This window comes from Paenibacillus sp. RRE4 (genome assembly GCF_031844205.1).
GTDB classification, from domain to species: Bacteria; Bacillota; Bacilli; order Paenibacillales; family Paenibacillaceae; genus Paenibacillus; species Paenibacillus xylanexedens_B.
This window is the reverse complement of record NZ_JAUZUT010000021.1, coordinates 21787-27959: the sequence shown is the minus strand read 5'-3', so window position 1 is coordinate 27959 and position 6173 is coordinate 21787. Positions and strand designations below refer to the sequence as shown.

The window sequence follows — 6173 nt, the reverse complement described above, 5'->3', positions numbered from 1 at the left end:
TATATTTTGCAGAAGAAAGAGACACGATTTGTGTTCTCTTTCTTTTTTTTGTTTAGAAAGTGAGGATTTCCTCTCTACTATGGAGTGGCCTCTATGTGTTGTTCTTCCTCAGTTTATTCCCTCCAGCAAAACTCAGCTAACTTTTCAATGCCTTCAAGTTAAATCCTGATGTTTATGATAATCTGCCATTCCACAACGGGCATCACTATCTTCACATGAAACATCTCATCAAAAAGTAATACGCTTGTTCATTACTCCGCGCATAATACTCCGTAAAATAACTATACTGCATTTTTTAGCACTCAGAGGGGATAGACGAGCATCCTAAGTTCATCTCTTTTTGTACTTATTTACGAAAATCCCCCTTAATTTTAATAAAACGCTTACAAAAATAGCTTGCGAAAATGCCTAGCCTGTAATACCATATGAATTAAGCGCTTAACCTTTAGGGGTAAGGCGCTTAAACTTAACTTAGATTAAGCGCTTAACCCGTAAAGGAAAGGATGGCGATCAATTCATGACAACGATTCGACTAACGATGGCTCAGGCCTTGCTTCGATACCTGGATCAGCAGTACATCTCGGTAGACGGGGTAGAAACCAAGTTTGTAAAAGGAATTATCGGAATATTTGGACACGGGAATGTAACAGGAATCGGGGAAGCATTAGAACGTAGCCCTGGAAGCCTGACGTATATGCAAGGTAAAAACGAACAAGGTATGGTGCACACAGCTGCAGCTTATGCCAAACAGAAAAACCGCAAACAGATCTATGCATGCACTACATCTATTGGCCCTGGTGCGTTAAATATGATTACTGCTGCAGCAACGGCAACGGTGAACCGGATTCCGGTATTGCTTCTCCCTGGAGATAACTTTGCTACAAGAGAGCCAGATCCAGTATTGCAACAACTCGAAGTAAGCAGTGACTATACCATATCGGCTACAGATCCGTTTAAAGCGGTCAGCAAATACTGGGATCGCATCGTGCGCCCGGAACAGTTAATGGTTGCAGTTACGAATGCTATGCGTGTATTGACTGACCCAGCCGAGACTGGAGCTGTTACGCTGGCATTACCTCAGGATGTGCAGGCAGAAGCATACGACTACCCGGAATCTTTCTTTGCCCGTAAAGTACATTATCTGGATCGCAGGCCACCTGTTCAGGCAGCCATTGAACGGGCAACGAAGCAGATCACCCATAGCAAAAAGCCCTTGCTCGTTGCAGGCGGTGGGGTACTCTATTCTGAAGCATCTGCACAACTGATTGAGTTCGCGGAAGCCTTTGGTATTCCGATTGCCGAAACGCAAGCAGGCAAAAGCGCAGTATCTTGGGAACACCCGCTTAATGTGGGGGCCATAGGGGTTACCGGTTCTCTGGCAGCCAATCGCTTGGCTAAAGAAGCAGATGTCGTGATCGGCGTGGGGACAAGGTTTTCCGATTTTACCACGGCGTCACATGCTGCTTTTCAAAATCCAGAAGTATCATTTATCAACATCAACTTGAATAGTATGGATGCTGCCAAGTTAGGCGGGGAAGCCATTCTGGCAGATGCCCGTGAAGGTTTGCAGGCGTTGCAACAAGAATTGAAGGCACAACAGTACAGCAGTGCATATGGTTCATCCGAAGTGGCTGAACTTCGTGATCAATGGACTACAGAGGTGGATCGACTGTACGCTGCGGAGCACGAGGCCGGTCTGGCGCAGACAAAAGCCATTGGTATCGTAAATCGCACGATTGATCCATCTTCGGTAATTGTCTGTGCAGCAGGTAGTCTTCCAGGAGACTTGCATCGTTTGTGGCGTTCGACTGAACCGAAGACATACCACATGGAGTATGGATTCTCTTGTATGGGATACGAGGTCAGCGGTGCATTCGGCGCAGCACTTGCAGAGCCGGATCGTGAAGTATATGCCATGGTGGGTGACGGCAGTTACCTGATGTTACATTCTGAACTGGTTACAAGTCTGCAGGAACAGAAGAAAATGACGGTTCTTTTATTCAATAATAATGGCTTCCAGTGCATTCATAATCTGCAACGCGAGCACGGCAGTGACGGATTCGGGAACGAGTTCCGTTATCGTGAAACAGACAGTGGCCGTTTGACGGGTGAGTATATGCCTATGGATTTTGCGGCTCACGCTCGCAGTATGGGAGCGAAAGCATATCGTGCGGAAACCGCAGAGCAACTGGAACAGGCACTTCGGGATGCCAAGAACGAAACGGTGACAACATTGATTGAAATTCCAGTGGTACCTGGAACGAATACAGGTGGATATGAGTCATGGTGGAATGTCGGCGTACCTGAAGTATCTGTTGAGGAGAAAGTCGTTCGTGCCCATGAGACGATGAAAACGAATCGTGGCAAAGCAAAACTGGTTTAAGCGAGAGGTTTCTCTCGTCTACTCTTTTTATAAATAATTCTCTTTAGATAGAGATCTGACAAAGCTGAACGACAAAAGGAGCCGTGGAATCATGAGCAAGCTGCCATTCCAGCTTGGGATTCATCCGATCAATTGGGTCGGCGAAGATGTAAAGGAACATGGTGATGATACAACTTGTGCACAGATTCTGGACGATATTCAGCGTCTTGGACTAAAGGGTACAGAGATGGGACGCAAGTATCCTACGGATCCTGCCACACTGCGCGAGGAACTAAGCAAGCGTAATATCAACCTGATCTCCCAGTGGAAATCCGTACTATTCTCCGATCCAGCATATCGCCAAGCAGAACTGGACGACTATCGCAGACACGCGGAATTTCTGCAGTCCATGGGAAGCAAGGTGATTAGTACAGCTGAGGTAGGCGGTTCACTTCATTTTGATCCAAGACGGACACCGAATGAAAAAGAAGTGCTTAGACTCAGCGATGCCGAATGGCATGTTCTTGCTGAAGGCTTGAACCAAGCCGGTGCCATTGCCCAGGAGTATGGGCTTAAACTCACTTATCACCATCACGGAGGCACGGTAGTTGAGCAACCAGAGGAAATTGATCGTTTGATGGAGCTCACAGACCCTTCGCTGGTTTACTTACTCTTTGATACAGGCCATGCCTACTATGGCGGCGCTGATCCACTTGAGGTGCTTCGTAAACATTACGACCGGATTGCTTACATCCATCTGAAGGATATTCGCCCGGATGTGCTGGATCAGGCACGAGCAGAGCAATCTGACTTTGTTGGTTGTATTCGCAGAGGTGTATTCACTGTACCGGGGGATGGATGCATTGATTTTGCACCAATATTGCGGGAGCTGATCACTCGTGGATACAACGGCTGGGCGATGCTCGAAGGAGAACAAGATCCTGCCATTCATAATCCTTATGAGTATGCGAAGCGCTCTCTGAGCTATATGGAGACTCTGTACTAGGGGCAGTAGAGCAAACGCAATTAAAGACAGTTAACCAGCCTAGCATCTATATGTGAGTGAGGCAAAATAGAATAAACCAATATGAATTTATATAAATGGAGTAGAAATCATCTCTTAACCAATCGAGATTCCACCATAGAAAGGGGCTCAAACGCAATGACTTACGTATCCTTTCCAGCATCCAGGAAAAAGGATTTCACTGCCATTGGCCGCTTGTGCATCGATTTGAATGCCAATGAGATCAACCGTCCAATGGAAGAGACGATGACGTTTACCAAATATGTTGGCGGTTCTCCGGCCAATATTACGATCGGCATGTCCAGACTTGGCATGGAGACGGCTTTCATCGGCAAAATCGCAGGTGACCAGATGGGCAGATTCATCCAAAGTTATCTGGAGAAAAACGGGATTGACACCTCCAATGTGGTGACTGACAACACTGGGGCAGTAACCGGACTTGCTTTTACCGAGATCAAGAGCCCGACAGACTGTAGTATCCTGATGTACCGAGACAACGTAGCGGATCTTTTATTGCAGGCTAGCGAGGTACAGGAACAGCTGATTGCGGATTCCAAAGTGTTGTTGATCTCCGGTACAGCTCTCGCACAGAGCCCATCGCGGGAAGCAGTAATCCAGGCACTGACCTATGCCCAAAAACACGGCACTATTATCGTATTTGATCTCGATTACCGTCCATACACATGGACATCGGATGAAGAAACGGCCGTTTATTATAACCTCGCTGCCGAGAAATGCGATATCATTCTGGGCACACGAGAAGAGTTCGACATGATGGAGACATTCGAAAACAACCCGGATCATAATGATCAGGTGACGGCACAGAAATGGTTTGATTTCTCAGCGAAAATCGTTGTGATCAAGCACGGAAAAGAAGGCTCCATCGCATATACGCGTGAAGGGCTCTCACATCGGGCTAACAGTTACCCTGCTCGTGTCGTAAAAACATTCGGTGCAGGTGATTCTTACGCGGCTGGTTTCCTTTACGGCTTAATGCAAGGGTGGACCATCGAGCGCAGTATGAGCTACGGAAGTGCTGCAGCAAGTATCGTCATTTCCAGCCACAGTTGTTCGGATGCCATGCCAACGGTGGAACAGGTGGATGACTATATCGAACGCTGCAACCGGGGCGAGATTGTTCCGTCTTGATACAGCCGTAAACAGATGGCTTTATTCTAGATGATCGATGTTGAATCAATGGGACTTCGTGATACGAAGATACGCACTGGATAGGAAAGAAATACACCGAAGTAACACATAAACGAGGGGAGACAACACACATGGGAAAAGGGACTTCAGAAGCGTCTGCAACAGTGACGAATGTACAAAACTGGATCGGGGGTACTTGGGTAACCCCAACAACGACACGAACCGAAGCAGTTGTTAACCCGGCTACGGAAGAGATCATTGCATACGTGCCGCTGTCTGAACAAGCGGATGTGGATCAGGCGGTACAGACTGCGCGGGAAGCATTCAAATCATGGAGCACTACACCGGTTCCTCGCCGTGCCCGCATTTTGTTCCGTTATCAGCAGTTGCTGGTAGAGCACTGGGAAGAGCTAGCCAAACTGGTGACACTGGAGAACGGTAAAAGTTATGCCGAAGCTTATGGCGAAGTATTGCGTGGCATTGAGTGCGTGGAGTTCGCGGCGGGTGCTCCGAACCTCATGATGGGTAAACAGTTGCCTGACATCGCTACAGGACTGGAGTCGGGCATGTACCGTTACCCAATTGGGGTCATTGGAGGAATCACTCCGTTCAACTTCCCGATGATGGTACCTTGCTGGATGTTCCCGCTGGCGATTGCTTGCGGTAACACATTCGTTCTGAAGCCGTCAGAGCGGACTCCGCTCCTGGCCGGACGTTTGGCAGAGCTTTTCAAAGAAGCAGGGCTTCCAGACGGCGTACTCAACATCGTTCACGGTGCACATGACGTTGTAAACGGATTGCTTGAGCATAAAGAAGTTGCTGCGATTTCCTTTGTCGGTTCACAACCTGTTGCTGAATACATCTACAAAACAGCCTCTGCACACGGCAAACGTGTTCAGGCACTGGCTGGTGCGAAGAACCACTCCATCGTTATGCCGGATGCTGACCTTGATCTGACCGTAAAAGAGATCACAAGTGCAGCATTTGGATCAGCTGGCGAACGTTGCATGGCTTGTTCCGTTGTCGTTGCTGTTGGCGATGTGGCGGATGCCTTGGTACAAAAGCTGGTGGAAGCAGCGGACCGGATCAACATCGGTAATGGTATGGACGAAGGGGTATTCCTGGGACCGGTCATCCGTGGACCTCACAAAGAGCGTACACTGGGTTACATTGAATCAGGTGAACAGGAAGGTGCAACGTTGATCCGGGATGGACGCAAGGATCAGGCGACAGACGGCTCCGGTTATTTTGTAGGACCAACTGTATTTGATCATGTAGATAGCACCATGAAAATCTGGAAAGATGAAATCTTTGCTCCAGTACTTTCGGTGGCAAGAGTAGAAACGCTGGAGGAAGCGGTAGAACTGGCAAACCGTTCAGACTTTGCTAACGGGGCATGTCTGTTTACTCGTAGCGGTGCGAATATGCGCCAGTTCCGTGAAACGATTGAAGCGGGTATGCTGGGCGTGAACCTGGGCGTACCAGCTCCGATGGCCTTCTTCCCATTCTCCGGTTGGAAGAAATCCTTCTACGGTGATCTGCATGCTAACGGCACGGATGGTGTAGAGTTCTACACTCGCAAGAAAATGGTAACTACACGCTGGTAATCGATCAACGCACAGCGTACAGAATGCAATA

Annotated in this window: 4 protein-coding genes; all 4 read left to right on the top strand. The window is 48.2% G+C overall.

The features are described 5' to 3' along the window. Positions 1 to 517: 517 nt before the first annotated feature. The gene (gene iolD / locus Q9R46_RS28520) at positions 518 to 2383 is read left to right on the top strand and encodes a 3D-(3,5/4)-trihydroxycyclohexane-1,2-dione acylhydrolase (decyclizing) (RefSeq protein ID WP_145336646.1); all 1866 of its coding nucleotides are present in this window, start codon (positions 518 to 520) and stop codon (positions 2381 to 2383) included. Positions 2384 to 2474: 91 nt separating this feature from the next. Continuing rightward, positions 2475 to 3368 carry a myo-inosose-2 dehydratase gene (gene iolE, locus Q9R46_RS28515; protein ID WP_311282627.1) on the top strand — a complete coding sequence of 298 codons (894 nt, stop codon included), beginning with the start codon at positions 2475 to 2477 and terminating at the stop codon, positions 3366 to 3368. Positions 3369 to 3524: 156 nt separating this feature from the next. After that, positions 3525 to 4535, top strand: coding sequence for a 5-dehydro-2-deoxygluconokinase (gene iolC / locus Q9R46_RS28510; protein ID WP_311282626.1), 1011 nt, complete (start codon positions 3525 to 3527; stop codon positions 4533 to 4535). Between the two features lie 131 nt (positions 4536 to 4666). Continuing rightward, positions 4667 to 6142, top strand: coding sequence for a CoA-acylating methylmalonate-semialdehyde dehydrogenase (locus Q9R46_RS28505; protein ID WP_145336651.1), 1476 nt, complete (start codon positions 4667 to 4669; stop codon positions 6140 to 6142). Positions 6143 to 6173 lie beyond the last annotated feature (31 nt).

Bases quoted from the DNA above. Each gene is read 5' to 3' on its own strand.
- iolD (WP_145336646.1), top strand. From the start codon at position 518: ATGACAACGATTCGACTAACGATGGCTCAGGCCTTGCTTCGATACCTG.
- iolE (WP_311282627.1), top strand. From the start codon at position 2,475: ATGAGCAAGCTGCCATTCCAGCTTGGGATTCATCCGATCAATTGGGTC.
- iolC (WP_311282626.1), top strand. From the start codon at position 3,525: ATGACTTACGTATCCTTTCCAGCATCCAGGAAAAAGGATTTCACTGCC.
- Q9R46_RS28505 (WP_145336651.1), top strand. From the start codon at position 4,667: ATGGGAAAAGGGACTTCAGAAGCGTCTGCAACAGTGACGAATGTACAA.